This window comes from Streptomyces peucetius, assembly GCF_025854275.1.
In the GTDB taxonomy this organism is placed as follows: domain Bacteria; phylum Actinomycetota; class Actinomycetes; order Streptomycetales; family Streptomycetaceae; genus Streptomyces; species Streptomyces peucetius_A.
The window spans coordinates 2,823,144-2,846,483 of record NZ_CP107567.1 but is presented as its reverse complement, the minus strand read 5'-3'; the positions used below and the strand labels follow the sequence as shown (position 1 = coordinate 2,846,483).

Sequence of the window (23,340 nt, the reverse complement as noted above, 5' to 3'; positions counted from 1 at the left end):
GCATGAAGTTCTACCCGTACAAGCGGCTCAACCGCCCGATCACGCTTCGGGTGACCTCCGTCTCTCTCAGGTTGCCCGACGGCTCTCGGGACCACCTGGACACGTCGGCCTACTCCATTCAGCAGCGGACCGTGGCCCTGGGCGTGGCGCAGCACGAGAGCTGGGTGTCGGCCAGGGTCGGTCTGTCCGCCACTCTGCCGCCCGGCGCCAACGCTTCTGACGCCCCGTGGAGCCAACTGCGTGTCCTGGCCGTGCTCACCGACGGTGAGACCAATGTGCGCACCGCCGTGGATCTCCGCCAGGACGCCCCGGAAAGCAAGGAGTGGTCCGGTGACATCGAGGTCTTCCGCGACGATCACGTGGGTCGCGCGGCGCTTGCCGCACATGCCGTCGCCACGGTCGGCGACGTGCGCGGCCGGGCGATCGCCGAGAGCGACGAGGACTGGACCGTCGATGTGTCCGCCGAGGAGCCGCTCGGTGGTCTTCGCCTCGACGTGAAGCAGACGAGCTTCTCCAAGAGTGCACGCGAGTGGTTGCACACCTACGCGGACGTGCCCTGGATCGTGGATGCCTCCGGGCGGCTGCCCACGGTACTGGTCAATACCGACATCGAGGGGTTCTCCGACCTTCTCGGCGGCGAGAGCGGAGGCATCGAGAGCAAAATCCACGAGATGCTCGTCTCCCAGATGGCCACCGACGTGTGGACCGCGGTGTTCCACAGCTCCGTGGGCGACCTGGAGGTCGAACCCGACGGCTCGCCGGTCTTCCCCACCGACTGGCAGGGCGAGGTGCTGCGGGAGATGCTTCCCGACGTGGTGCCGGGCGTCCATGTGGAGGAGGCGCTCCGCCAGGTCCACCGCCGGCGCACCGGCGACGCGGGGTGGGTGGAGCTCCAGACCCGTATTCACTACGCGGCCGTACGTCGCGCCGGGGCGAGCAAGGCGCTCGCCAACTCCCTGCGAGCACTGCAGCAGATGAACCGAGGGGACAGAGCATGATCGAGAAGCCGCACCATCTTCCCCAGCGGCTCGGCCTGCTGTCCGCGACGGCGGCCGACCCCTTCCTCACGGAGGACCTGCTCAAGGGGACCCGAGGCCACGGAGGCGTCGATCTCGCCAAGGTCGTCGAACCGATGCCGGAGGAAGATCCCCGGTGGGAGGTCGAACCTCTCAGGGAACTCGTGGAGGACGCGATGCACGAGTTCCAGGACAACCGGACCCGGGCCGACGGCTGGCTCGCGCCCCGACTGCATGCGGCCCTGCGCCTCACCCGGCGGGAGGCCGCGGACCGCAGGCTCTGGAACCATTTCGCGATGGCCGTAGCTCCGGACTACGTGGCTTGGCGGCATCCTCCGGCGCCCGCGCAGGGTCGGAGTGAGCCGCGTATCAACGTGGAGCGGTTCAAGGGTGCGCCGGACCGGCAGTGCTTCTCGCGCCTGTGGTGGGCGGCGGAAATGTTCCGCAACGGCAAGGACTACTCCCCAGTCGAGGTGGCCTGCGCCAATCAGGACCTGATTCACAACGCCCTCCGTCGGGATCTGATTGACCACCGCCCGACTGCCCAGGCCCTCGTACGCATCCTGGAACGTGGGGTCGCCGGCACTGGGCGGGACATAGAGGGTCTGATGACGGCGATCAACGCCGCCGGTGCGACCCTGATCTACGACGCGCTGGCCGAAGACGAGCCGCGCGACCCCGAGGTGCTGCGCCAGTGGATCGCGGAGGCCGCGTCCGCGCCCCCGGTGCCGCGGCACTCCCTGCCGGACGGGCCCGACGAGGATCCGGTAGCGGAGAAGTCGGTGGTTGCACTCACCGACTACTTCGCCGACCTCTTTGAGACGGCCCCGGTCAGGGGACGGAAGCCCCAGGGCTGAGGCGGAGGGTCACCTGCCCGTGAGCGGGTGGCCCTTCAGCTCGCGGTGGCCACCGGGTTGCACCGGCGGGCCGGGCTTCCACCTCTCCAGCTTCTCGGCATCCTGCTCCAATCGAGCCTTGGCCTCCTTGCCGCTCAACTCGGGCCCCAGTACGTGCCGCAGCACGTGCAGGGCGAGCCTGGGCGGCACGGCGTTGCCGATCTGCTGCGACACGTCGTTACCGTCCCAGGGGTAGGCGACGGGAAACGTCTGCAGCACACCAGCCTCGGCAAAGCTGAAGCGGTCGAGGTTCTCGTCGGTGCCCTTCCGGACCAAGCGGTTTCGTGACACTTTTCCGGTGATCGTGGCGGAAGGCGCGTCGTGGTCGCGTCGGCCGCGCGCCTCGGGATCGCCACCGGTCCCGTAGTTCGAGATGACGGTGAAGGCCGGACGAGCGGGCAGCTCCAGCTCCGGCTCCAGCCTCTCCGCGATCTTCCTTGCGCTTCCCAGGGACCTCTCCATGGAGACCCACGGGTCCTTCGTAGGCTCATCGGCGCTCTCCCCCGAGGTCTCCAAGGGGAGAGTGTCGGCTGCGTTCCCTGCCTTCGATCGCGGTGCGGGACGTGACCCCGGCTGGTAGCGCTGGTGCCTTTCGGGCACCTCAGGGAAGTCGCCGGGGCGAAGCTCGACACGGTTCAGGTGGGCGGTCCTGTCGAGGCGGGCCATGAGCACCGCACGCCGTCGGGTCTGGGGAACGCCGAAGGCCTCTGTGTGCATCAACTGCGTCCCTGTGTGATACCCGAGGGAGGCGAGCACCTTGATGTACTCCCTCCACACCGGCATCACGGCGGGTACCTGTTCCAGGATGACGGCTTCGTAGGGTTCCGAGCCGGGGCGCCTGCTCCTCTCGATCACCCACCACAGAGGTTGCAGGACCAAGCCTGTCCGCTCGTCCCCCAACTCCTCGAGCCTGTCCCTCAGCTTGTCGAGCTGGTCGTTGAGGCCGCTGAACTCCTCCAGCGTGTCCTTGAGTTCGCTGTCTCGGAACTCGAGGCTCTGCGGAGCCTTCAGTTTCTTCAGGAAGCTCTTGATCTCGTCCTGGGAGTTACCGAGCTCCTCCAGCCTGCTCTTCATGGCCTTGCGCTTTACGGCTCTGCGGTCCTCGAGCGTGCGCTTCTCGGCTTTGACCTCCCTGGCCTCGAGTTCCCTCAGCCTGAGTTCCTCGGAGATCTTTCGCCAGGTTCGGAAGATCTGATTCCAGTCCTGGTTGCTCTGGGGACGCACGGCGTGGTGCAAGCGCCTGATGTACTGGACCACCTCGTCCAGCGCCCTGCGCCCTGCCCCGTGTCCAGCCACGGTGAAGGTCTGGCAGGGGGGACCGCCGGTCAGAACCTGGGCGTGCGGGAAAAAGGCTGCGCGGTACTGCCGCACATCACCATGGAACGTGTCCATGCCCGCCGCGCTGCGCGTGGCACAGGCTCCTTTGTCCCATTCGATGCCGGTGACCCGGTGCCCCAGGACGTCCGCCGCCACATCCAGCCCGCCCGGGCCTGCGAACAGGTCCAGGATGCGGAAACCCGCAGGTCGGGCGTCTTCCTCTTTGATGTGGCTCATGGGCGAGAAGTTTAGCCGGCGCTGCGAGTGCGTGCGGCACGTCTTGCCTATGGGCGGACGGAGGAGCGCAGAGCCGTCGCGATGGCGGCCCCGAGCGCCCTGCCCACCGGCGGTGGAGTGGCATGACCGATCTGCCGGTACCGAGCCGTCTTCCGTCCCGTTATGCGCCACTCCGGGGGGAACGACTGCAGGAGGGCAGCCTGGTCCACAGTGATCTTCAGCATCTGTGACGGGTCGTCCGCGTGCGGCCATACATACTCCGCCCCCGGCACCTCGTCGGCCAACGCGCCTGCGTTCACCCCCATTCGCGCCCAGGCCCGCTTGGTGCCGGACGGGCCGAGATCCGCACCGCCGCGGTTGTCGGAGCCTCCGACCAGAGTGGGCGCCACGGCCAACGCCTGGGCTGCCCACACGTCGGCGTCGCGCCAGCCCCGGGACCCCATCGACCGGCGCAGGGCCCGGCCGACCGGGACATGCTCGGCCGCCGTCGGCTCGGGCGGGGCGAAGGCGTGGAACCACTGTTTCTTGAGAGCCACGAGAATGCCCTGCCTGCGCTCCTGCGGAACACCGAAGTCCGCCGCGTTCAGTACGAACCAGCAGAATCCGTAGCCGAGATGGGCCAGTTCGGCCTCGACGAAACTGCGTATGTCGACATACGCAGGCGATTCGGCGAGGGCGGGCAGGTTCTCCAGCAACAGGGCCCGTGGCTGGATCGAGTGGACCAGACAGATCGTGGCAGTGAGAAGTCGCAGTTCCTGGTCACTGTCCGCACGCCCCACTGCGGCCGAGGCTTTCACTCGCGGCAGGCCGGCCGACAGGAGGTCGACGTCCAGGGCCTCCGGGTACTCGTCCGGGAGGAAATCGAGAAGGTCCTCACAGACCACGTTCCACTGCGGTCGGTTGGCCAGCAGGGTGTCGCATGCCTGGCGTTTGTTGTCGAGCAGGAGCATGGGCGAGAAGCCCGCACTCTCCAGCCCCGATGCCAACCCGCCCGCCCCGGAACAGACGTCCACGAACCCGAGTCGATCAGTCATCCGCTCCCCCTGAAATCTTCCTCGGGCCTGGCGCTCGGGCCCTCTACTTCTGCCGGTCCCGGTCCCGCTTCTCCCGGTCCACAGCCGCATGTACCGTCGCCGCGACCTCTTCCGCCGGTACGTGCTCCCAGAACCGAAGGACCGTCCAGCCTGCCTCCGTGAGGTGGCCGGTCGTCTCGATGTCCCGTGCCGTGTTCTTGTCGAGCTTGGTCCGCCACCACTCCGCATTGGCCTTGGGGTGGGTCGCGTGCTGGGGGCAGCCATGCCAGAAGCAGCCGTCCAGGAAGATCGCGATCTTGACCCTGGGGAAGACGATGTCGATCGTTCGGCGGGGCATGCCGGGCACCGGGACGTTCACGCGGTAGCGCAGGCCGGAGGCGTGCAGCAGCCTGCGAACCGCCAGCTCCTGAGCCGTGTCGCGTGAGCCCTGGCGGCTCATGCGGGCGGAGACTGCGGCGGAGGACGGGATGGCATCGGGCACGTGTGCATTGTGCCGGCGCACCGGCGGCGTCGTGTGTCCGATCCGGTGCCCGGCGTGCGGTGCGCAGCTGCGGAGGTGCGCGCTGCGGCCGCTCGGTGGCATGAGGCCGGCCCCGGGGCTCAGCCCTACGCCCCGTGGCACTCCCGGTACGCCGTCCCCGACCCGCACCAGCACGGCGCGCCCTTCGCCGGGGGCCAGGCTGCCGCGCGGCCGCGGGCCGCGAGGGTGGTGGCGTACTGGGGGAGGAGGTCCGTGTTCGCGGGGGAGGACTGCTCGGAGGCGGCGAAGGCCTCGTAGGAGGGGACCGTCGCCGTCACGATGCCCAGGTTCTCCGTGCCCGTCGCCGACAGGTCGCGCAGCGAGGCCTCGATGTCCGCCAGGTGCGCCGCGTGGGTCGGGTACTCGGAGGTGAGCCGGGGGTACGCCTCGAGCAGCTCCGTGAATTCCGCATCCGGCCAGTGGAGGACCGCGACCGGGAAGGGGCGGGACAGGGCCGAGCGGTAGGAGCCCAGTTCGGAGCGGAGACGGGCGATCTCGGCCTTCAGCTCGGCCGGGTTGTCGGAGCCGAGCGCCCACAGGCGGTTCGGGTCGTGGAGTTCGTCGAGGGTGACGTCCGGGGTGTGGGCGGCGTGGACCCGGTCGGCCGTGGAGTCCCAGTCGTCGTGGGGCAGGCCCAGCAGGCGGCGGACGCGGTGGCGGCCCGAGAGGAGGGACCGGGTGGCGTACGGGACGTCCTCGTCGCTCTGGGTGTGGAGGATCGACAGCGCCGTGGAGAAGCAGTCGTGGGACGCCTCGAGCTCGTCGTGGTTCTCCAGCGTCTCCGCGATGATCTCCCACGGCGCGGCCTGTGCCGGCGCGGCGGTGCGGATGCCGTTGATCAGGGCGCGGGCCTCGGCCTCGTGGCCGTACTCCCAGAGGTTGGCGGCCTGCAGCGCTTTGACGAGCTGCGGCTGCTCGGGCTGCTCGGACGCCAGGAGGCGGTCGTAGAGGGTGGAGGCTCGGCCGCGTTCGCCGGCGAGTTCCAGGTGGGCTGCGGCCTGGAGGAGCAGCGGTTCGGCGTCCTCCGGATACTGCTCGGCGGTACGCAGCAGGCGCTCGGCTTCGGCGATGTGGTCAGCAGGCGTGTCGGGGCGCATGCAGCACACCGTACTGCCGTACGGGGGACGGCCGGCAGGCCGACCCGGTCCTGGTGCCGGCCCTGGCGGGTGTCCGGCCGATGCTGCCGCACGGTGCGGAGCGGGTCGTGACGCTGGTGAGTTGAGAACGGCGGCTCTACCCTGCGCGCGTGCGGAGGCGGTGGGAGCGGCAGCGGGTGCGGGCCCGGGCGCGCGGGCGCGTGTGGCTCGCGCGCGGACTGTGGACGGCGGCGGAGGTCGCCGTCACGCTCGGCGTCGTCGTGCTGCTCCTCGTCGTCCACCAGCTGTGGTGGACCAACCGGCAGGCCAGGGAGGGCGCGGAGCGGCAGGTGCATGCCCTGGAGCAGCAGTGGGAGCGAGGGCCATCGGAAAGGGCGGGCGTACGGGAGACCACCCCCGCGCCGGACCCGGACCCGGACGCCGACGCGGACCCGGACCCGGACCCCGCGCCGGAGCGCGAGCCGCCGGACGAGCCCCGTTGGGACCAGGCGTACGCCGTCCTCCGCATTCCCCGCCTCGACGTCGTCGCCCCTGTCGCCGAGGGGATCGGCAAGCGAGGCGTCCTCGACAAGGGGTACGTCGGGCACTACCCGGACACCGCGCAGCCCGGCCGGGCCGGGAACTTCGCCGTCGCCGGGCACCGCAACACCCACGGCGAACCGTTCCGTCACATCAACCGCCTCCGCCCCGGTGACACCGTGGAGGTGGAGACGCGCCAGGGGGTGTACGTGTACGCCGTCGACAGGACGCTCGCGCGGACCCTGCCCGGTGACACGGGTGTGATCGACCCCGTCCCACGCAGCTCGGTGCGGCCCGCCGCCGGATACGACGCGGCGGGCCACTACCTGACGATGACGACGTGCACGCCCGAGTTCAGCTCCCGGTACCGGCTGGTGGTGTGGGCGCTGCTGGCCGCGGTACGGCCACGCTGAGCGCGCCCGGTACGGGCGTAGCCGCGCCGCCGCCCGGGGCTACGACGTGAGCCCGATGTCCTCGCACGCCTTGCGGACCTCGGGGACACAGATCTGGTCCACCGTGTAGACGCCGTCCTTGACGACGGTCTCCTTGATGTTCTCCTTCGTCAGCGCGATGACCGGGATGCGCACGGTCGGGACGGACTCCTCGGTCGGGGTGTCGATGTCCGTGTGCGCGGCCGCCCCGAGCGACATGTGCCTCGCCAGCAGGATGGCCATCTCGGCGGCGGCCGCCGCCTCCGGGGCGTACTGCTTGTAGACGGTCATGTACTGTTCACCGGCGACGATGCGCTGCACCGCGGCCAGTTCGGCGTCCTGGCCGGTGACGGGCGGGAGGTCGGTGACGCCTGCGGACTTGAGGGCATCGATGATGCCGCCCGCCATGCCGTCGTTGGCGGAGTAGACGCCGGCGATGGCGTCCTTGCCGAGGGAGGCGATCGCGGCCTCCATGTTGGCCTTGGCGTTCTCCGGCTTCCAGTCCTCGGTGTCGTACTCGAGGCCGATCTCGACCTTGCCGTCGAGCTCGGTGTGGGCGCCCTTCTTGAACATGGCGGCGTTCGGATCGGTCAGGGCGCCGTTCATCATCACGATCTTGCCGGGCGCGGAGCCCGAACCGGAGTCCGAACCGGAACCGGCCCCGGAGTCCGAGCCGCCCTCGGACTTGAGGGCCTCCAGCAGGGCCTTGCCCTGGATGTGGCCGACCTGTTCATTGTCGAAGGAGACGTAACCGTCGATCGGGCCCTCGGCGAGGCGGTCGAAGGCGACGACGGGGATGGCGGCCTCGTCGGCCTCCTCGATCGCGCCGGCGATGGCCTTCGAGTCCACCGCGTCCACGATCAGTACGTCGACGCCGTCCTCGATCATGGATTCCAGCTGCTGCGTCTGCAGATCGGCGTCGTGCTTGGCGTTGGCGTAGACGACCTTGCCCTTGCTGTTGGTGAGCCGGGCTATGCGTTCCTCGATGACCGGTTTGTCGAACTGCTCGTAGCGAGCGGCCTGGTTCTCCGGCAGGAGCAGCCCGACGACGATGTCGTCGCTCAGCCTGACACCCGGCTCCGCCTCGGACCCGCAACCGGACAGCGGTATGAGCACGACGGTGGCCGCGGCTGCGACGGCCGTACGACGCAGAAATGCGTTCATTGGTTGAATCGAACCTCCCTGACAGGCTGCATCATTTACAGCCAAGGTGGCCGAAAGCCAACTCTGCGGGGACGAAGGCGTCAAGAGGCGGACGGCTAACGTGATCGCAACGTGATTCTCCGTAATCAAGCGTTCAAACAGTCGAGATCGAGGGCCAATCGGAGGCGAGGCGTCCGCATCCCGGGGGCGCCGGTACGGAAGCCGGAAACCCCCGGGCGGGGGCCGCTCGTATACTCGGTGTCCGACGGACTCGATGTGCAGGTCGCCGACGAGGGAGACGGGGGAGGGGCGCATGGCCGGTCGTACGGCACGGCTGCTCCGGCCCGCGGCGCTGCTGTTCTTCCTTCTGCTCGAGATCCTCCTCGTCGACGGCAGCAGCCTCACCGCCGCCGTCGCGCTCGCCGCGACCGCCGCGACCGCCACGGCCGCCGCCGGGTCCGCGCTCGTCGTCTGCGCCGTCATCAGCGCCCGCTGCGCGCCCGCCGTTCCCCGCACCCGCGTCCGAACGGCTCTGCGCGACCGTGAGAAACGCACCGCCTTCCTGCCGCAGCGCGACCCCGATGCCCGGGGCCGCAGGCGGCCCCGAGCGCCCGGCCGTCCCTTCCTGACGGCCCCGTAGGCGCACCGCCCTCTTACGAGCAGCCCCTCGTGGGTCGTCATGCCGTCATGTCTTCTTCTCCCGGCACGACGAGACCCCCGGAGGGCTCACCCATGTCCGTTTTCGCCACCCTGGTCGAGCAACTCGCCGATCTGCTCCGGCCGCTGTTCGCCGCGTCCGCCACCGCCGCCGCGATCGTCGCCTTCACCGCGCTCGTGCGGCTCGCGGTGCATCCCCTCTCCCGCGCCGCCGCCCGTGGCCAGAAGGCCCGGACCCGCCTCGCGCCGCAGCTCGCCGCCCTGCGCACCAAGCACGCCAAGAACCCGGAGCGGCTGCGGAAGGCGACGCTGGAGCTCTACGCCAAGGAGGAGGTGTCGCCGCTGGCCGGCTGTCTGCCGAGCCTGCTGCAAGTGCCCGCGTTCTTCCTGATGTACCACCTTTTCTCCAACGCCGAGATCGGCGGCGAGCCCAACGGGCTCCTCGGTCACTCCCTTCTCGACGCGCCCCTCGGCGACCGCTGGACCGACGCCCTCGCGCACGGCGGGGTGCTGGGCGGCGCGGGACTCGTCTACCTGGCCCTCTTCGTCATCGTCGCCGCCGTGGCGACGTTCAACTACGTACGCACCAAGCGGCAGATGGCCGACGCGCCGGCGGCCGGCGAGCAACTGCCGGGCATGGGGGCGATGACGAAGGTGATGCCGCTGATGTCGTTCCTCACGCTCGCCACCGTCGCCGTCGTGCCGCTGGCCGCCGCGCTGTACGTCGTGACCTCCACGACCTGGGCCGCGGCCGAGCGGGTCTTCCTCTACCGGGACGCGCCGGCGCCGTCGGTGGCACAGATGTGAACGCCGCGTCGGGTTCGGGCCGGATCCGTCGTCGGCGGTGTTTCAGTGGCCGCGGGGCGCGTACATGATCACTGCCATTCCGGCGAGGCAGATCAGCGCGCCGGCGATGTCGTAACGGTCCGGCCGGTAGCCGTCGGCGACCACGCCCCAGACGATCGACCCGGCGACGAAGACGCCGCCGTACGCGGCGAGGACCCGCCCGAAGTTCGCGTCGCTCTGGAACGTGGCGACCACGCCGTACAGCCCGAGCGCGATCACGCCCGCGCCGATCCACACCCAGCCGCGGTGCTCGCGCAGTCCCTGCCAGACCAGCCATGCGCCGCCGATCTCGAAGAGTGCGGCGACCAGGAAGAGGGCGACGGAGCGTGCGACGGACATGGCAGGGACCTTACGCGGGCGCCGGCCGAGCGCTCCGGAGGGCGTCGGCTACCGGCCCGTAAAGGTCCAGGTTGTGAACAGGGTCTTGCAGAGTGGTCGGTCACCTCGGAGGATCAGCCAATCCTCCGATCTCCGATGGCCGCACCTGTCGGGTCGGGCCGGGCTCGCACTCGACCAGAGGAGAGAAGACCATGAAGCTGCTGCGTGTCGGAACGGCAGGCGCCGAACGCCCCGCACTGCTCGACCAGGACGGGACGACGCTGCGCGACCTGTCCGGCCTCGTCACGGACATCGACGGAGCACTGCTCGCGGATGCCGCCGCCCTCGGCCGGATCAGGGCCGCGGCCGACGCAGGTGAACTGCCCGTGCTGGACGCGACCGGACTCCGTGTCGGGCCGCCGGTCGGCCGGATCGGAAAGGTCGTGTGCATCGGGCTGAACTACCACGACCACGCCGCGGAGACCGGCGCGGAGCCCCCGGCCGAGCCCGTCGTCTTCCTCAAGGCCGCCGACACCGTGGTCGGGCCTGACGACACCGTGCTCGTGCCGCGCGGCAGCCGCAAGACCGACTGGGAGGTCGAGCTCGCGGTGGTCGTCGGACGCACGGCGCGCTACATCGAGGCGGACGAGGACCCGCTCTCGTACGTCGCCGGGTACGCGGTCGCCCACGACGTCTCGGAGCGCGAGTTCCAGATCGAGCGCGGCGGCACCTGGGACAAGGGCAAGAACTGCGAGACGTTCAACCCGCTGGGGCCGTGGCTCGTGACCGCCGACGAGGTACCGGACCCGCAGGCCCTCGGGCTGCGGCTCTGGGTCAACGGCGAGTTGAAGCAGGACGGCACGACCGCCGACCAGATCTTCCCTGTCGCCGACGTCGTCCGTTACGTCAGCCGGTTCATGACCCTCCACCCGGGCGATGTCATCAACACCGGTACGCCGGCGGGTGTCGCCATGGGGCAGCCCGAGCCGAAGCCGTTCCTGCGCGCCGGTGACGTGGTCGAGCTGGAGGTCGACGGGCTCGGCCGCCAGCGCCAGGAGCTCAAGGACGCGTAGCGCGCGAGGGCGCGGGGAGTCGTGTCCGGTCCGGGGGCGCCCCCGCCCGAGTGCGCCGCCCGGCTTTGCCGCGTGACCGCTCCCGGCCGTCCCGGCCCGGGGCGCCGCCCGGGCCGGACCGGGCAAGCACGGGGGCGTGCGGTACGGCGACGGCGGCGAGCCCGCGCGCCGTACCGCACGGACCCGACAGCCGCGGCGCGCCCGGCAGCCGCGGCGCGCCCGAACCGGCTCACGCCCGCTGCCGCACGGCCCCGCGAACGCCGCAGCGCCCCCCCGTCGCCCCGCGTCGGCTCACGTGGCGATGAAGCGTTCCAGTGCCTCGACCACCATCGCGTGGTCCTCGGCCTGCGGCAGGCCCGAGACCGTGACCGAGCCGACCACGCCCGCTCCGGCGACCGTGATGGGGAACGAGCCGCCGTGGGCCGCGTACCGGTCCGGGTCCAGGCGGGAGGACTCCTCGAACGTGGTGCCCTTGGCGCGGTGGCGCGCCCCGACCAGGTAGGAACTCTCGCCGTACCGCTCGACGACCCGGCGCTTGCGGTCGATCCACGCGTCGTTGTCGGCGCTGGAGCCGGGCAGCGCGGCGTGGAACAGCTGCTGGGCGCCGCGGCGGATGTCGATAGCCACCGGCGCCTCCCGCAGATGCGCCATCTCCACCAGCATGCTGCCGAGCGCCCATGCGTCGGAGTGCGTGAACCGGCGCAGTGTGAGCCGTCGCTCCTGCTCGACTATCTCGTCGACACTCAAGTGGGGGACCGGCTTCATCGTGTCCATGGTGTTCATGCGGTGACCTCCACGGTGACGGTGATCCCTTCGCGGGCGGAGCGGCGGGCGGCCTCCAGCACGTCCAGTGCCGCGGCCGCCTCCTCCGCGGTGACCGGCGGGGCGGTCTTCTCGCGCACCGCAGCGGCGACCGCCGCGTAGTACGCGGGGTAGTCGCCCGGCACGGTCTCCACGGGAACGCCTCCGCCGGTCAGCGGTGACTCTCCCGCACCTGCCCGGCCCCACATGGACTCCGGCTCCACGCCCCACGGCTCGCCGTCCTGCGGGCGGCGGCCGGCGCGCAGCGCGTCCTCCTGCGGGTCCAGGCCGTACTTCACGTACCCGCCCGTGGAGCCCAGAACCCGGAAACGCGGGCCGAGCTGTGCGGTCGTGGCGCTGACGTACAGATGCGAGCGGACACCGCCGGTGTGGGTGATCGCGATGAACGTGTCGTCGTCGGCCTGCGCGCCGGGGCGGCGTACGTCCGACTCGGCGTACACGCGAGCCGCCGGGCCGAAGAGGGTCAGTGCCTGGTCGACGACATGGCTCCCCAGGTCGTACAGCAGGCCGCCGATCTCCGCCGGGTCGCCGGACTCGCGCCAGCCGCCCTTGAGGCGCGGGCGCCAGCGTTCGAAGCGGGACTCGAAGCGCTGCACGTCACCGAGGTCGCCGGACGCGATCAGCTTCCGCAGGGTGAGGAAGTCGTTGTCCCAGCGGCGGTTCTGGAAGACGGAGAGCACGAGCGAGCGTTCGGCGGCGAGAGCGGCGAGCGCGCGCGCCTCCGCCGCGGTGCCGGCGATCGGCTTGTCGACGACGACCGCGAGACCCGCCTCGAGCGCGGCGCGGGCGAGCGGGACGTGCGTCTTGTTCGGCGAGGCGACGACGACCAGGTCGAGCTCGTTCGCGCGGGCCCACAGACGGTCGGGGGACGCCGCGATGCGGACGTCGGGGAACTCGGCGCGCGCCTGCTCCTGCCGCTCGGGGCTCGAGGTGACGACCGTGTCGAGGACGAGACCGTCGGTGGCGGCGATCAGCGGGGCGTGGAAGACGGAGCCCGCCAGGCCGTATCCGACGAGGGCGACGCGGAGGGGAGAGCCGGTACCAGTCATACCACCACTTAAGCAACGGTGTTGCGAAAGTGCAAGCGGGGGTGAGAATGGGAGTGTGAACAGGAGCATGGCGGGAGTGGGAGCCAATCTGCCCGCGCTGCGCAGCCACAATGCGGCGCTCGTCCTCGACCTGCTGCGGACCGCGGGAGAGGGCGGCATAAGCCGGCTCGAGCTCGCCGAGGCGGCCGGCCTCACGCCGCAGGCCGTCAGCAAGATTGTCGCCCGGGTCAGGGAGGAAGGGCTCGTCGAGGAGGCGGGCCGCCGGGCGTCGACCGGGGGCAAACCGCGTACGGTGCTGCGGCTGGTGCCCTCGGCGGGCCACGCCATCGGCCTCCATCTGGACCGCGACGAGCTGACGGTGGTCCTCCTCGACCTCGCCGCCACCCGTGTCGACACCCGGACCGTCCCCCTCGACCTGGGCGCCGGCGCGGAGGCGGTCGTGGCGACGGCGGCGACGGAGGTCGAGAGCCTGCTGACCGGCCCGGCCGCGGAGGCCCTCGGCGGCGGGCTGCGCGTGCTCGGGCTCGGTGTCGCCATGCCGGGACCGCTCGACCACTTCAACGGGGTGACGCAGCGGGTCACCGGCTTCCCCGAGTGGGACGGCTTCCCGCTGCGGGAGGCGTTCTCCGCGCGCCTCGGGCTGCCCGCCGTCCTCGACAAGGACACCAACGCCGCCGCCCTCGGCCTGGCCCTCCACAGCCCCGGGCCCTCCTTCGCCTACCTCCACCTCGGTACGGGACTCGGCGCCGGCCTCGTCCTGGGCGGCGTGCTCTACCGGGGCGAGCGCACCGGCGCCGGGGAGTTCGGTCACCAGGTCGTCCAGCTCGACGGCCCCGAGTGCACCTGCGGCAAGCGCGGCTGCATCGAGGCGCTCTGCCTGGGGGCCGTCGCCCGGGGCGATCTGCCGGAGGCCGCCCGGGTCCTCGGCGTGGGCGCCACCAACCTCGTCGAACTGCTCGACATCGACCGGGTGCTCCTCGGCGGCCGCGTCATCGCCGCCGCGGAGGACGAGTTCGTACGAGGAGTGGGCGCGGTGCTCGCCGCACGCAACGAGGTCCCGGTGGCCGCCGCGCCGGGCGGCGAGCACACCGTCGCCGACGGCGCCGCGCAACTCGTGCTCGCCCCGGTGTTCGGCCGGTCGCAAGCCGTGGCGACCCCGGCCACCGCCCTGCTCGGAAGCGACGGGCCGCCCCAGGGGGACGGCGGGGCCCTCGACGAGGACCGAGTGGGCGCCAGGCCCTCGGTGGGCGACGGCGTGTCCTACGCCGGCCTCGCGGGCGGCCCTGCGGCCGACCAGGGGGAGGCGGAAATACGCTGACAGGAGGACGTTGCGCCGCTGATCGGCCGTACCGGGCCGTGCGCGGCCCGGGTTCGCGGGCACACATGGGAAGCGCCCCGGGCATGCTCCGGGGCGATCCCGGCAGTACGCGAGCAAGCAAAGGCCCCTTATGCGAACGCGCAATGCCCTCGCCCTCACAGCCGCCACGACACTGATCGCGCCCGCGGTCATCAGCGGTTCGGCGGCCGAGGCCGCCGCGACCGGCTTCCCGGCCCGGCACTCCGACGCCCGCCACGCGCGGGCCGCGGCGCCCGCGCAGCCTGCGGTGTCCGAGCGGCCCGTGGCGCCCGCCGAGGATCCGGCGGCCGACCGGCCCGGCGACCTCCCGGCCGACCGCGCGCCCACCTGCGGCAGGGCGAGCGACCCCGACTTCCCGATCACGACCCGTATCCACGGCGGCCCCGCCACCGTCCGGGCCGGCTCCGGCTTCCACTCCTGGTCGGTGGAGCTGACCAACGACACTCGGGAGAACTGCGACCGGATCCACCCGGTGCTCGTCCTCACCGCCAAGGACCGGACGCTCACCGCGGACAGCCTCACGGTGGAGTTCCACGACCGGCAGGCGGACCGCTGGCGCCCGGTCACCCTCGAGCGGACCACCCAGGACGAGTTCGTCGGCGTCTTCGACGACGGCTTCCAGGGCTTCGCCGTACCGGCCGGCGGCACGGTCACAGTACGGACCCGGCTCTCGGTCGCCGCCGGTGCGGCCGCGGACGAGGTCACCGTCAACGCCGCGATCGTGCAGCGCAAGGGGGACGACGGCGACTGGGTCGGCGAATCGGGCGACTACCGCTTCGCCGTCGTCGAGAGCGACGGAGAAGGGGAGGACCGGGACGGCGAGCACGACGGCGGACGGTCCGCGGATCCCACCCCCGCCCGGTCCGCCGAAGAACCGCCGCCCGCGCCTGCCAGCGCACCCGCCCCCGTGCCCGCCGGCAAGACGCCGCCCAGCACCGGCGGCCAGATCGCCACCACCGGCTCCGGCTCGCTGACCAGGGTCGGCGTCGGCGGCGTCGTGATCCTGCTCAGCGCCGCACTCCTGGCGTTCGTCGCCCGCCGTCTGCGCCCGGGAGCCGGCCGTCGCTGAACGTTCACCCGGGTCTGCGAACGTCCCCGGGTGGACCACCCGAACGACCAGGCGCCCGGCGCACCCGTCCGCTCCGGCATCCCGGAGCGCGGCCGCATCCCCAAGTACTACGCCGTCAAGGCCCGGCTGTCGCAGCTGATCGACGAGCCCGGCGAAGGCGGACAGCTGCCCCCCGAACGTGACCTCGCACCCCGCTTCGATCGTCCTCCACCTCCAAGTTCGCCCCCGAGGTGGACAAGGGCGAACTTCTGGTCGCGAACGGCGACGTCCAGATGAACTTCGCGCACCGAGGCGGCAACTGGTACTGGGTGATCGACGGGGTCCGGATCCGGGCTTCCTGATTAGGGTGGGGGCGTCGCCACAGCGCAGTCGCGGCGCCCCAGCACGCATGACCCGTACGGCAGGAGTCCGTCTGATGGCAGAGCGCAAGCCGATCGAATCCTGGCTCACCGACATGGACGGTGTCCTCATTCACGAGGGCGTCCCGATTCCCGGCGCCGACGCGTTCATCAAGAAACTGCGGGAGACCGGGAGGCCGTTCCTGGTGCTCACCAACAACTCCATCTACACGGCCCGCGACCTGCACGCCCGCCTCGCCCGGATGGGGCTGGACGTGCCCGTGGAGAACATCTGGACCTCGGCGCTCGCCACCGCGCAGTTCCTCGACGACCAGCGGCCCGGCGGCACCGCGTACGTCATCGGCGAGGCCGGGCTGACCACCGCGCTGCACGACATCGGCTACGTCCTCACCGACCACGACCCGGACTACGTGGTCCTCGGGGAGACCCGTACGTACAGCTTCGAGGCGCTGACCAAGGCGATCCGGCTGATCAACGGCGGCGCCCGGTTCATCTGCACCAACCCGGACGAGACCGGTCCCTCCGCGGAGGGACCGCTGCCCGCGACCGGCTCGGTGGCCGCGCTGATCACCAAGGCCACCGGCAAGGCCCCGTACTTCGCGGGCAAGCCGAACCCGCTGATGATGCGGACCGGGCTGAACGCGATCGGGGCGCACTCGGAGACCAGCGCCATGATCGGCGACCGGATGGACACCGACGTACTGGCCGGTCTGGAGGCCGGGATGGAGACCTTCCTCGTCCTGACCGGGCTGACCACACCCCGTGACGTCGACCGGTATCCGTTCCGGCCGTCGACCGTGGTCGACTCGATTGCGGATCTCGTCGACCGTATCTGAGCAGGTCAGCGGCGGCGCCGGGAATCGGCGGCCGGCTCTGCGGATGCGGAAACGGGCCAGGCGCGTGACTCTTGCGGTATCAGGAGGTTCACGATGCGTACTGGTTCCATAGCTTTCCGTGCGGCAGGGGTGGCCGCCGTACTCGTCATGACGCCCGCCACCGCCGCGTTCGCCGGCAGCTCCGTGAAAGCCACGGTGAGCCCGGCCGCGATCGCGCCCGGCGGCGTCGTCGAGATCCGCGTCGTGGGCTGCCGGGACAGATCCGGCGGCGCCTGGTCCGACGCCTTCGCCAAGGAGGCCGCCCTGGTGGCGAAGGGTGAGGACGGCTGGCTGGTCGGCAAGGCGAAGGTCAGCCCCGACGCGAAACCGGGTTCGTACGGCATCACGGTGCGGTGCGACATGCGCGAGCACCGCGGAGCGGGCAGCGTCGACGTCACCCGCCACCACTCGAGGCCCCACCAGCCGGATCCGGCACCCACGAAGACCTCCCGGCACGACGAGCCGGGCGCGCCGCATCCGCCGGAGCCGCACCCGTCAGCGCCGCAGACCCACGCGTCACCCGTGGCCCCCGTACAGGCGGGCGGCGGCGGTACCGCCGTGCTGGCGGCGCCGGTCTCCACCGTCGACGCCGACGAGACCGGGCCGAGCACCTCGCAGACCGTCACCGGCCTGGTCCTCGCCGGTGTGGCCGCGATCGCCGTGGCCGTACGCAGCTCCCGCCGCCGGCGCCGTACGGGCACCGACTGACATGCCCGGCGCCGACGCCCCCGCCGCCCCCGCTCCGGGCCCCGGCAATGGCCGGCTGCTGACCGGAACGGTCTGGGCGGTGCTGGTCCTGATGCTGTGGCTGTGGGGGAACGAGGCGCCCGGCGCCCACGGCGGCAGTTCCTCCGCGCCGACCACCGGCGACATCGCCGCGGTGGGCCGGCCGCCCGGTATCCCGCTGCCGCCCGCGCACCGGCCGCTGGACGCCGCCGCGGAGCCGCGCAGCGTGTCCGTTCCCGCCCTCGGCATCGCCGCGCCCGTCGTCCCGCGCGGCCTGGACGCGGCCGGAGCGGTGGACCCGCCCCCGCTGGAGAAGCCGGGGACCGTCGGCTGGTACGGCCACGGCACCGAGCCCGGGGAGCCCGGCGCCGCGCTGCTCGTCGGGCACGTCGACACCGAGGCGGAACCGGCGGTGTTCTACGGGCTGAGCGCCGCACGGCCGGGCGAGCGCATCGACGTGGGCCGGGCGGACGGCTCGGTCGCCGAGTTCACCGTCGACGACGTCCGGGTCTTCGCCCGGGACCGGTTCGACGCGCAGGAGGTCTACGGCCCCCGCCAGGCGGGCCGCGCCGAACTGCGGCTCATCACCTGCGGCGGCACCTTCGACCGGGCGAGCGGCACGTACACGGCGAACGTCGTCGTCTACGCGTATCTGACGGGCGTCTCGGCGGCCTGACCGCCGGCTGCGGGCCGCTGGTGAGCCGGCAGCCCGACGCGGGGTCCGGGCGTCCGTGAGCTTTGCCCGCTGCGGATCTACTCCGGCTTCGCCTGGTGCCCGCCGGGCCGGGCCAGCTCGGCGATCAGGTGCTCCAGCGCGGGCGGATCGTCCGTGACACCGGCAGGCTCCCGGCGCAGCTGGGCTGGTATCTGCTCGCCATCGGTGTGCCGCTCCAGATCCTCTATCCCGTGTCCGGCGCGCCAGGGCTGATCGCACTCGGGGTTCTGGCCCTGATCGTGACCTGGCGGGACAGTGCGGGAGGAGGGCCGTCGGGCACCCTCTCTGCGCGAGAAGGGCGGGACGCGGAACGCCGAGCTGATCAGGAAGATCGCGAGCAGTCCGCCGGCGTGGCCGAGAGCGATCGGCCCGCCACGGCCGCGTCCGAGGCGTGACCGCGGAGCGAACGACCGAGGCCCCCTCACCTGTGGTGAGGGGGCCTCGGCTGCGCGTGCGCCGCCAGGGACTCGAACCCCGGACCCGCTGATTAAGAGTCAGCTGCTCTAACCAACTGAGCTAGCGGCGCCTGCTGACCCGGAGAACTCTACCGGACGGCCGGGAGTGCTCGTGCACCGTGCTGCCGCGCCGGTCCGTGGCCGGGCCGTGCCGGTCCGTGGCTGCGCCGTCGCCGGTGACGCGCCACAGTCGGTCGGATCATCGTTTTTACCCTTTGATCCGTCAAAATGCGTTATGTCCACCCCGCTGGAACACTGGCGCCCGTGAAACATCGTCAGAAGATCTTGCTGAGTGCGGAGGAGTCGCGCATGGCTGCCGTACCGGTCTTCGAGGAGTTCGAGCCCGCCCCCGACTGCGGCTGCGCCGGCTGTGCACACCGGCGCCGCGCGCTCGCCGCCGGAGAGCACCCCGCCGCCCACGGCTGCCGCAAGGCACTGGCCGTGGTCACCGCCGCCGGTGTGGCCCTCGGGGCCACGGTGACGAGTGCCGCCGCCGTGGGCGCCGCTCCCGCCTCCCCCCGGACCGGCGGCACGGCAGTGGAGCCGGGGCCGCCGCCCACCGAGCAGGGCGGCACCGCACCCCTGCACGGATCCGCCGACATGCCCGCCACCGCCGAGGCGCCGCTGCGCGCCGTCACCCGGGCGGAGATCATCAACCGGGCCAAGAGGTGGGTGAACGCCAAGGTGCCGTACAGCATGACGAAGTACTGGTCCGACGGTTACCGCCAGGACTGCTCGGGCTATGTGTCGATGGCCTGGAATCTGGCGAAGAACGAGTGGACCGGAAGCCTCGCGCAGTTCGGCGACCGGATCATGCGCGAGGACCTGCAGGCCGGCGACATCCTGCTCTTCCACAACCCCGCCGACCCGACGGGCGGCTCGCACGTCACCATCTTCGGCGGCTGGACCGACTACACGCACACCTATTACACGGCCTACGAGCAGACCAAGCCCCACACCCGCAGGCAGGCCACGCCCATGGCCTACTGGAACCACTCCGCCTCCTACGTCGCCTACCGCTACAAGGGCCTCGTCACCGGCAACGGCACCGGCACCGGCGGCCGCACCGGCACCGGCGGCGGTGAGAGCGAGGCCGTCCCGTTCCCGGGGACGGCCGACTTCGGCCCGGGGACGAACAACGCATCCGCGACCCGCCTCCGCGAGATGCTGGTGGCGCGCGGCGGTAAACGCTTCTACCGGCAGGGCCCCGGCCCGCAGTGGACCGACGCCGACCGCCGTGCCACCGAGGCCTTCCAGCGGGCCCAGGGCTGGCGCGGCAAGGAGGCGGACGGCCTGCCCGGACCCCACACCTGGCGGCTGCTGGTGAACAAGCAGGGCAGGAACATCCCCGCCGCGCAGCCCCTGGCCCCGCAGGCGCCCAGCACCCGGGCGCCCGCCTTCCCCGGACGCGAGCACTTCCGGCCCGGGCGGTCGAACGCGTACGTCACCCAGCTCGGCGAGCGGCTGGTCGAGCGCGGTTACGGCAAGCACTACACGCAGGGGCCGGGCCCGCTCTGGCGCGAGGCGGACCGGCTGGGCGTCCAGGCGTTCCAGCGCGCCCAGGGCTGGCGGGGTGCGGCGGCCGACGGCTATCCGGGGCCGGAGACCTGGAGGCGCCTCTTCTCCTAGGCAGGTCCCGGGCAGGCCGCGGGCTCCGAGAGCCGCGGGGGCCGCCCGGTGGACCCCCGCGGTCCGGCCCTGGGGACCGGACCCGAACACGCACGACGACAGAACAGAGCGACCAGCTAAGGCGGCAGGCATGAACACCACGACGTCGGAGCCGGAGGGCACGGTGCCGTCCGAGAGCCCGCGGCGCAACTTCGTCATCGCCAGCGAGACGACGACCGAGATCCCGGTCCACCTGCTGTTCCGGGACGACAACGGCCCGCACGCCCTGCGGCCCGCCGTCGTGGCCCGGCGCCAGGGCACGGGGGAGCAGCCGAAGGTGCGGGAGCCCGAACCGCCCGCCACCGGGAAGCCGCACCCCGGCAGACCCGCTCCCCAGGACCCCGACGGCACCGGCGCCGGGCAGCCGGCCGCCCGGACCCGCCCGGCGTCGCCCGACCCCGAGCTCACCGAGCGCCCCGCGCCCGTACTGCCCGGCTGGACCGCGCTCGTCGCGGGCGGCTGCTCGCTCGCCGGGATCGGCGCGGTGATCTGGGGGACCGGGGCGGTGCCCGACGCGTTCGCGGGGATGTTCGGGCTGACTCCGCCGCCGTACCACGGCATCGGGATCTGGCTGTGGTGCCTGCTCACCCTCGGGGTGATCCTCGCCCTGTTCTCGCTCGGCGGGCTCGGCCGTGGTCTGACCGGCCGGGCATGGGTGCTCACGCTATGCGGCGACTACCGCGGCAGCGTCCGGCGTACGGGGCTGGTGTGGGTGAGCCCGCTGGTGCTGCGCCGGCGGATCGACGTACGGGTGCGGCACTGGCGCAGCGGGCCGATGGCCGTGGTCGACGCCGAGGGCACGCCGCTGCGCGCGGTGGTGCTGGTGGTGTGGCGGGTCAAGGACACGGTGCGCGCGGCGCTCGGCGTCGCGGACCACGAGGCGTACCTGGGTGAGCAGGTGGAGGCGGCCACCGCGCGTGTCCTCTCGCAGCTGCCTGCCGACGCCTTCCTTCCGGACGCGCCGACCCTGCGCGACGCGGAGGCGGTCGGGGACCGGCTGACGCGGCTGCTGGCGGCCGAGTGCGCCGCCGTCGGCATCGAGGTCTTCTCCGCGCAGCCGGTGGGGATCGAGTACGCGCCCGAGGTGGCGGCCGCCATGCAGCGCCGGCGGGTCGCGGCGATCGACGCCAAGCACCGGGAGATCGTGCTGACGTCGGTGGTGGACGCGGTCGACGACACGGTCGGCAGGCTGACCGAGCGCGGCCTGGTCGAGCTGGACGACTACGAGCGCAAGGCGCTGGTGAAGGACCTGACCGTTGCCTTCTACACGGGTCGGGCGGGTGCCGTTGAGGCTCCGTGATTGGTCTGGACAACGTCAACCGGCGTCAATACATTGGAACTTGGTCTAGACCGGAACAGTCAGTACCGCACGCGTGCAGCAAGTGCCTCGGAACTCCCCCACGTTCTACCAGGAGCCAAGCATGCGAAAGAAGATAGGCGCGGCCGTGGTCGGCCTCGCCGTGACAGGTGCGACCCTGCTCGCCACCGGCAGCGCGAGCAGCCACGGCTACACGGACTCACCGATCAGCCGCCAGAAGCTCTGCGCCAACAAGACGGTGAGCAACTGCGGTCAGATCCAGTGGGAGCCGCAGAGTGTCGAGGGCCCGAAGGGCTTCCCGGCTGCCGGCCCCGCCGACGGCCAGATCTGCTCCGGCGGCAACGGCCAGTTCGCACAGCTCGACAACCCGCGTGGTGGGGCATGGCCCGCGACCAAGGTCGGCTCGGGCCAGAACTACACCTTCCGGTGGCAGTTCACGGCCAGGCACCGCACCACCGACTTCAAGTACTTCATCACCAAGCCCGGCTGGAACCCCAGCGAACCGCTGACCAGGGCGGCACTGGAGTCGCAGCCCTTCCTCACCGTCCCGTACGGCGGTCAGCAGCCGCCGGCCACGCTGTCCCACTCCGGCAACCTTCCCCAGCGGTCGGGCCGCCATCTGATCCTGGCGGTGTGGACGGTGCACGACACGGCGAACGCGTTCTACGCCTGCTCCGACGTTCAGTTCTGACAGTTGCCTGTCATGGACGTGGCGACCCCCTCCGCCGGGGGCCGTCGCGTCCGAACCATGCCCAAAAACCTCGTGGGCTCTCCGGTCGACCGGAGAGCCCACGAGGTGAGGTGTGCGCCGCCAGGGACTCGAACCCCGGACCCGCTGATTAAGAGTCAGCTGCTCTAACCAACTGAGCTAGCGGCGCCTCTTTCGTCTGCCGCTCGGCGGCCGACGCATCAATAGTACCGGGTCCGGACGGGTGCTCCGGACCAGGTGCGGGCGGGCAGGGGCCGGCCCCTAGATCGCCAGCGAGAGCACCACCGGAGCCGCGCGGCGGTTCAGGGCGTCGGCGGCCGAGCGCAGCCGGTGCGCATGCTCGATCGGGAGCGACAGTGCCAGGCAGCCCACCGCGGAGCCGGCCGTCAGCGGCACGGCGGCGCAGACCGTGCCCACCGCGTACTCCTGGAGATCCAGGACGGGGACCGTGGGCGGCTGGCTGTCCAGCTTGGAGAAGAGCAGTCGCTCACTGGTGATCGTGCGTGACGTCAGGCGGGCGATCCGGTGACGGGAGAGGTGGTCGCGGCGCCCGTTGACGTCGAGCTGGGTCAGCAGGCACTTGCCGACCGCGCTCGCGTGGGCCGCGGAGCGGAAGTCGACCCACTCGTTGACCTTGGGCGTGCGCGGGCCGTCGGCGAACTGGGTGATCTTGACCTCGCCGTCGATGTAACGGCTGATGTAGACGGCGGCGCCGACGGAGTCGCGCAACTCGGTCAGGGTCTCCTGGAGCTTGGCCGCCAGCGCCTCCTTGCGGGTGGCGCCCGAGCCGAGCAGGACCAGTGAGTCACCGATCACATAGGCGCCGTCGGCGACCTGCTCCACATATCCCTCGCGGCGGAGCATGGCCAGCATGGGGGCGAGATGGCCGGTCGGCAGACCGGTCTCCCGGGCGATCTGGGCATCGGTGACTCCGCCACCGTGCTTGGAGATCGTCTCGAGGACACGCAAGACGTATTGCACCGAATGGAACGGCGCGGTCGGCTCGGGCTTCAGCGCCACGGTTTCCCCCCAGCAGGTTGTTACCGCAAGCTTCCGTACCACGATAGCGGCCAAGGGCCGCTTGAGGGGCGGCTGTTGGCGCAAATGATGAGGC

At 71.7% G+C, this 23,340-nt stretch carries 24 protein-coding genes, 2 tRNA genes and 1 pseudogene; 16 read left to right on the top strand and 11 right to left on the bottom strand.

Annotated elements, in window-relative coordinates; genetic code table 11:
- Window positions 1-2 precede the first annotated feature (2 nt).
- Window positions 3-998, top strand: coding sequence for a hypothetical protein (locus OGH68_RS13005; RefSeq protein ID WP_264243634.1), 996 nt, complete (start codon window positions 3-5; stop codon window positions 996-998).
- Entirely contained in the window at window positions 995-1,873 is an 879-nt protein-coding gene (locus OGH68_RS13000) for a DUF6339 family protein (RefSeq protein WP_264243633.1), read from the top strand. The genes OGH68_RS13005 and OGH68_RS13000 overlap by 4 nt, the downstream gene beginning before the upstream one ends.
- A 9-nt stretch (window positions 1,874-1,882) precedes the next feature.
- Here the strand turns inward: OGH68_RS13000 and OGH68_RS12995 are convergent, their stop codons facing one another.
- From OGH68_RS12995 to OGH68_RS12980, 4 genes are all read right to left on the bottom strand, one after another.
- Window positions 1,883-3,466, bottom strand: coding sequence for a DNA cytosine methyltransferase (locus OGH68_RS12995; RefSeq protein WP_264243630.1), 1,584 nt, complete (start codon window positions 3,464-3,466; stop codon window positions 1,883-1,885).
- A gap of 47 nt (window positions 3,467-3,513) precedes the next feature.
- Window positions 3,514-4,500: a DNA cytosine methyltransferase gene (locus OGH68_RS12990; protein WP_264243629.1), complete on the bottom strand. Its 987-nt coding sequence runs from the start codon at window positions 4,498-4,500 to the stop codon at window positions 3,514-3,516.
- Window positions 4,501-4,543: 43 nt separating this feature from the next.
- Complete coding sequence (locus OGH68_RS12985) at window positions 4,544-4,939, bottom strand: very short patch repair endonuclease (protein ID WP_264250057.1); 396 nt, start codon at window positions 4,937-4,939, stop codon at window positions 4,544-4,546.
- 167 nt (window positions 4,940-5,106) lie between these two features.
- Window positions 5,107-6,117, bottom strand: a complete 1,011-nt coding sequence (locus OGH68_RS12980; protein WP_264243627.1) for an SEC-C domain-containing protein — start codon at window positions 6,115-6,117, stop codon at window positions 5,107-5,109.
- 149 nt (window positions 6,118-6,266) lie between these two features.
- On the opposite strand from OGH68_RS12980, the gene OGH68_RS12975 reads away from it, so the two are divergent.
- Window positions 6,267-7,049 (top strand): class E sortase, encoded by a 783-nt coding sequence (locus tag OGH68_RS12975; RefSeq protein ID WP_264243626.1) that lies wholly within the window; start codon window positions 6,267-6,269, stop codon window positions 7,047-7,049.
- A gap of 39 nt (window positions 7,050-7,088) precedes the next feature.
- Here the strand turns inward: OGH68_RS12975 and OGH68_RS12970 are convergent, their stop codons facing one another.
- Window positions 7,089-8,231, bottom strand: a complete 1,143-nt coding sequence (locus tag OGH68_RS12970; protein ID WP_264243624.1) for a sugar ABC transporter substrate-binding protein — start codon at window positions 8,229-8,231, stop codon at window positions 7,089-7,091.
- Between the two features lie 292 nt (window positions 8,232-8,523).
- On the opposite strand from OGH68_RS12970, the gene OGH68_RS12965 reads away from it, so the two are divergent.
- Together OGH68_RS12965 and OGH68_RS12960 are read left to right on the top strand one after the other, a co-directional pair.
- Window positions 8,524-8,850, top strand: a complete 327-nt coding sequence (locus tag OGH68_RS12965) for a DUF6412 domain-containing protein (RefSeq protein ID WP_264243622.1) — start codon at window positions 8,524-8,526, stop codon at window positions 8,848-8,850.
- Window positions 8,851-8,942: 92 nt separating this feature from the next.
- The gene (locus OGH68_RS12960) at window positions 8,943-9,674 is read left to right on the top strand and encodes a YidC/Oxa1 family membrane protein insertase (protein WP_264243620.1); all 732 of its coding nucleotides are present in this window, start codon (window positions 8,943-8,945) and stop codon (window positions 9,672-9,674) included.
- 42 nt (window positions 9,675-9,716) lie between these two features.
- Here the strand turns inward: OGH68_RS12960 and OGH68_RS12955 are convergent, their stop codons facing one another.
- On the bottom strand, window positions 9,717-10,052 hold the full coding sequence (locus tag OGH68_RS12955; protein ID WP_264243619.1) for a YnfA family protein: 336 nt from the start codon (window positions 10,050-10,052) through the stop codon (window positions 9,717-9,719).
- A gap of 191 nt (window positions 10,053-10,243) precedes the next feature.
- Here OGH68_RS12955 and OGH68_RS12950 point away from each other — a divergent pair, with 191 nt between their 5' ends.
- Window positions 10,244-11,104, top strand: coding sequence for a fumarylacetoacetate hydrolase family protein (locus OGH68_RS12950; protein ID WP_264243618.1), 861 nt, complete (start codon window positions 10,244-10,246; stop codon window positions 11,102-11,104).
- Between the two features lie 291 nt (window positions 11,105-11,395).
- Here the strand turns inward: OGH68_RS12950 and OGH68_RS12945 are convergent, their stop codons facing one another.
- Window positions 11,396-11,887 carry a heme-degrading domain-containing protein gene (locus OGH68_RS12945; RefSeq protein WP_264243615.1) on the bottom strand — a complete coding sequence of 164 codons (492 nt, stop codon included), beginning with the start codon at window positions 11,885-11,887 and terminating at the stop codon, window positions 11,396-11,398.
- Entirely contained in the window at window positions 11,884-12,975 is a 1,092-nt protein-coding gene (locus OGH68_RS12940; protein WP_264243613.1) for a Gfo/Idh/MocA family oxidoreductase, read from the bottom strand. The genes OGH68_RS12945 and OGH68_RS12940 overlap by 4 nt, the downstream gene beginning before the upstream one ends.
- Before the next feature lie 55 nt (window positions 12,976-13,030).
- On the opposite strand from OGH68_RS12940, the gene OGH68_RS12935 reads away from it, so the two are divergent.
- The 7 genes and pseudogenes from OGH68_RS12935 to OGH68_RS12905 all read left to right on the top strand — a co-directional run bounded on the left by OGH68_RS12935 (window position 13,031) and on the right by OGH68_RS12905 (window position 18,471).
- Window positions 13,031-14,293, top strand: coding sequence for an ROK family transcriptional regulator (locus OGH68_RS12935; RefSeq protein WP_413470977.1), 1,263 nt, complete (start codon window positions 13,031-13,033; stop codon window positions 14,291-14,293).
- Window positions 14,294-14,423: 130 nt separating this feature from the next.
- Window positions 14,424-15,401, top strand: a complete 978-nt coding sequence (locus OGH68_RS12930; RefSeq protein ID WP_264243612.1) for a hypothetical protein — start codon at window positions 14,424-14,426, stop codon at window positions 15,399-15,401.
- Between the two features lie 30 nt (window positions 15,402-15,431).
- A pseudogene (locus OGH68_RS12925) lies at window positions 15,432-15,602 on the top strand (GntR family transcriptional regulator); the annotation flags it as partial.
- 214 nt (window positions 15,603-15,816) lie between these two features.
- Entirely contained in the window at window positions 15,817-16,596 is a 780-nt protein-coding gene (locus OGH68_RS12920; RefSeq protein WP_264243610.1) for an HAD-IIA family hydrolase, read from the top strand.
- A 93-nt stretch (window positions 16,597-16,689) separates the two neighbouring features.
- A complete protein-coding gene (locus OGH68_RS12915; RefSeq protein WP_264243608.1) occupies window positions 16,690-17,343 on the top strand; it encodes a hypothetical protein in 654 nt (217 codons plus the stop codon).
- Between the two features lies 1 nt (window position 17,344).
- Window positions 17,345-18,037 (top strand): class F sortase, encoded by a 693-nt coding sequence (locus tag OGH68_RS12910; protein WP_264243606.1) that lies wholly within the window; start codon window positions 17,345-17,347, stop codon window positions 18,035-18,037.
- A gap of 95 nt (window positions 18,038-18,132) precedes the next feature.
- Window positions 18,133-18,471 carry a hypothetical protein gene (locus OGH68_RS12905; RefSeq protein ID WP_264243604.1) on the top strand — a complete coding sequence of 113 codons (339 nt, stop codon included), beginning with the start codon at window positions 18,133-18,135 and terminating at the stop codon, window positions 18,469-18,471.
- A 57-nt stretch (window positions 18,472-18,528) separates the two neighbouring features.
- Here the strand turns inward: OGH68_RS12905 and OGH68_RS12900 are convergent.
- A tRNA-Lys gene (locus OGH68_RS12900) sits at window positions 18,529-18,602 on the bottom strand.
- Window positions 18,603-18,840: 238 nt separating this feature from the next.
- Between OGH68_RS12900 and OGH68_RS12895 the strand changes: the two genes are divergently transcribed.
- From OGH68_RS12895 to OGH68_RS12885, 3 genes are all read left to right on the top strand, one after another.
- Window positions 18,841-20,160 (top strand): peptidoglycan-binding protein, encoded by a 1,320-nt coding sequence (locus tag OGH68_RS12895; protein ID WP_264243601.1) that lies wholly within the window; start codon window positions 18,841-18,843, stop codon window positions 20,158-20,160.
- 130 nt (window positions 20,161-20,290) lie between these two features.
- Window positions 20,291-21,499: an SPFH domain-containing protein gene (locus tag OGH68_RS12890; protein WP_264243599.1), complete on the top strand. Its 1,209-nt coding sequence runs from the start codon at window positions 20,291-20,293 to the stop codon at window positions 21,497-21,499.
- 121 nt (window positions 21,500-21,620) lie between these two features.
- Complete coding sequence (locus tag OGH68_RS12885) at window positions 21,621-22,208, top strand: lytic polysaccharide monooxygenase (protein ID WP_264243598.1); 588 nt, start codon at window positions 21,621-21,623, stop codon at window positions 22,206-22,208.
- 113 nt (window positions 22,209-22,321) lie between these two features.
- Here OGH68_RS12885 and OGH68_RS12880 read toward each other — a convergent pair.
- A tRNA-Lys gene (locus OGH68_RS12880) sits at window positions 22,322-22,395 on the bottom strand.
- 92 nt (window positions 22,396-22,487) lie between these two features.
- Entirely contained in the window at window positions 22,488-23,246 is a 759-nt protein-coding gene (locus OGH68_RS12875; RefSeq protein ID WP_264243597.1) for an IclR family transcriptional regulator, read from the bottom strand.
- Window positions 23,247-23,340: the final 94 nt, after the last annotated feature.

What these genes read in the sequence shown, in the direction of transcription:
- OGH68_RS12990 (WP_264243629.1), bottom strand. Translation starts at nt 4,500, where the DNA reads ATGACTGATCGACTCGGGTTCGTGGACGTCTGTTCCGGGGCGGGCGGG.
- OGH68_RS12980 (WP_264243627.1), bottom strand. Translation starts at nt 6,117, where the DNA reads ATGCGCCCCGACACGCCTGCTGACCACATCGCCGAAGCCGAGCGCCTG.
- OGH68_RS12960 (WP_264243620.1), top strand. Translation starts at nt 8,943, where the DNA reads ATGTCCGTTTTCGCCACCCTGGTCGAGCAACTCGCCGATCTGCTCCGG.
- OGH68_RS13005 (WP_264243634.1), top strand. Translation starts at nt 3, where the DNA reads ATGAAGTTCTACCCGTACAAGCGGCTCAACCGCCCGATCACGCTTCGG.
- OGH68_RS12895 (WP_264243601.1), top strand. Translation starts at nt 18,841, where the DNA reads ATGGCTGCCGTACCGGTCTTCGAGGAGTTCGAGCCCGCCCCCGACTGC.
- OGH68_RS12995 (WP_264243630.1), bottom strand. Translation starts at nt 3,466, where the DNA reads ATGAGCCACATCAAAGAGGAAGACGCCCGACCTGCGGGTTTCCGCATC.
- OGH68_RS12915 (WP_264243608.1), top strand. Translation starts at nt 16,690, where the DNA reads ATGCGTACTGGTTCCATAGCTTTCCGTGCGGCAGGGGTGGCCGCCGTA.
- OGH68_RS12955 (WP_264243619.1), bottom strand. Translation starts at nt 10,052, where the DNA reads ATGTCCGTCGCACGCTCCGTCGCCCTCTTCCTGGTCGCCGCACTCTTC.
- OGH68_RS12920 (WP_264243610.1), top strand. Translation starts at nt 15,817, where the DNA reads ATGGCAGAGCGCAAGCCGATCGAATCCTGGCTCACCGACATGGACGGT.
- OGH68_RS13000 (WP_264243633.1), top strand. Translation starts at nt 995, where the DNA reads ATGATCGAGAAGCCGCACCATCTTCCCCAGCGGCTCGGCCTGCTGTCC.
- OGH68_RS12950 (WP_264243618.1), top strand. Translation starts at nt 10,244, where the DNA reads ATGAAGCTGCTGCGTGTCGGAACGGCAGGCGCCGAACGCCCCGCACTG.
- OGH68_RS12985 (WP_264250057.1), bottom strand. Translation starts at nt 4,939, where the DNA reads ATGAGCCGCCAGGGCTCACGCGACACGGCTCAGGAGCTGGCGGTTCGC.
- OGH68_RS12970 (WP_264243624.1), bottom strand. Translation starts at nt 8,231, where the DNA reads ATGAACGCATTTCTGCGTCGTACGGCCGTCGCAGCCGCGGCCACCGTC.
- OGH68_RS12930 (WP_264243612.1), top strand. Translation starts at nt 14,424, where the DNA reads ATGCGAACGCGCAATGCCCTCGCCCTCACAGCCGCCACGACACTGATC.
- OGH68_RS12885 (WP_264243598.1), top strand. Translation starts at nt 21,621, where the DNA reads ATGCGAAAGAAGATAGGCGCGGCCGTGGTCGGCCTCGCCGTGACAGGT.
- OGH68_RS12890 (WP_264243599.1), top strand. Translation starts at nt 20,291, where the DNA reads ATGAACACCACGACGTCGGAGCCGGAGGGCACGGTGCCGTCCGAGAGC.
- OGH68_RS12910 (WP_264243606.1), top strand. Translation starts at nt 17,345, where the DNA reads ATGCCCGGCGCCGACGCCCCCGCCGCCCCCGCTCCGGGCCCCGGCAAT.
- OGH68_RS12965 (WP_264243622.1), top strand. Translation starts at nt 8,524, where the DNA reads ATGGCCGGTCGTACGGCACGGCTGCTCCGGCCCGCGGCGCTGCTGTTC.
- OGH68_RS12940 (WP_264243613.1), bottom strand. Translation starts at nt 12,975, where the DNA reads ATGACTGGTACCGGCTCTCCCCTCCGCGTCGCCCTCGTCGGATACGGC.
- OGH68_RS12945 (WP_264243615.1), bottom strand. Translation starts at nt 11,887, where the DNA reads ATGAACACCATGGACACGATGAAGCCGGTCCCCCACTTGAGTGTCGAC.